Here is a 1,447-nt window from a genome sequence, read left to right as displayed (position 1 = left end):
CGCGCGGTGAGTCGTTCACGTCATCAGGTTCGTAGCCGGTGCCGACCCGTTGCGGCCCGGGACGGCAGCCCACGGCGAGTGGACGTGCCTGGGGTCGGTGGGTGGTCAGCGCCCTGCCGACAAACACCCGCGGGTTGGTCCGCCCCGTGGGGGGATGCCCCGTTTAGACCCCATAGGGACGGGAAGCCGGGGCGCGTGGTGAGCGAACGAGGCGCGGTGGGGTCGGTGCGGAAGGGGCCGCTGGGGTCCACGGCCGACGGTGCCACCCTGGCCGGCGAGCGGGTCGTGGCACCGGGCAGCATGGCCCGGGTCCTGCTCGCGGCGGCCGTCCGGGCCCTGCGCGGCGACGACTGCGCCGACCTCGGGCGGGCCGGTGCCTTCCCGCGGTTCACCGGGGCGCCGGAGCCGGTGCGCCGGGCCGCCGCCGTCCGGGCCGCCGGCCGGCTCGCGCTGACCCCGGCCCAGGTCGCCGAGGTCGACGCCGAGCGGGTGGCGGGCTGGATCGCCGACCAGTACCCGGCCGGGCGCTGGCCCGGGGTGGTGCTGGGGTCGCCGCACGGCGCGGCGGTACACCTCGCCGTCGCTCTGGGCGTGCCCTGGCTGCCGGCCACGTTCGAGATGAGCGTGCACTGGCCCCGAGGGGCGGTGGATCGGCCGGCCGCCGCGCTGGACCACGGCGCCGCGCTCGCCGGCCGCCTGCTGGCCGGCAATCCGGCGGTGCACGTCCGCCAGGTGCACTGCCCGGCCAGCCGGGGAGCGGCCGCCGGCGCCATGGTGTCGCTCGCCGTGCGGTGGCGCGCGCTGCCCGGGGCGTACGTCCGGTTCCTGGCCGAACGCCTGGCACCTGGCGCGCCGGTGCTGCTGCTGCACGACGCCCGTACCTGGCCGGTGCTGGATGACGGGCGCGGGCACAGCTTCCAGGTCGGCTCCCCGGCCAGCGGCCTCGACCCGGTGGACTTCCACCCCGACGCGCACGCGCTGCGGCAGGTGCTCCGTTCGGCGGGCGGTGACGGGGCGGGCTGGACGCCGCCGGACGTCTCCTGCCCCCAGGCGTACGCGGAGCACGGCGTGGAGTCCGGCTTCGAGCACGGCCTGCGGACCTGGACCGCGCGGCGGGGACATCCGCTGCACCGGGTGCTCGTCCCGCAGCCGGACGCGCTCAGCGCGGCTACTGCCGACGTGTACCGGCACTGGCTGCGTCGGGCCGGCAAGACCGGCAACCGCCTGGTGGTGGAGTGCGGGCGGCTGCTCGACCCGTGGCAGGTGGTCCGGGCCGGGCTGGTGCCGTACTGGTGCGAGAACGCGACCCGGCGGCGGGTGGAGGGGGTGGAGATGTGGCTCGCCGGAAGCGAGCCGTTCAGCTCGGTGGACGTGCTGCCCGAGCCGCCCGGGGTCCGCTCGCCCGCCCTCGCCGGCCGGGTGCGGGCCGAGTTCGAGGACATCCTGC

General features: G+C 77.5%; 1 protein-coding gene. It reads left to right on the top strand.

The annotated features are described in order from the left end of the window. Positions 1–300: 300 nt before the first annotated feature. The coding region (locus tag ACWEVO_RS36445; protein WP_452311935.1) for a hypothetical protein at positions 301–1,447 on the top strand (1,147 nt) is incomplete at its 3' end.

Source organism: Micromonospora sp. NPDC003776, from assembly GCF_053605645.1.
Note: the sequence above shows the minus strand (reverse complement) of the source record. Positions and strands in the feature narration are given on the sequence as shown.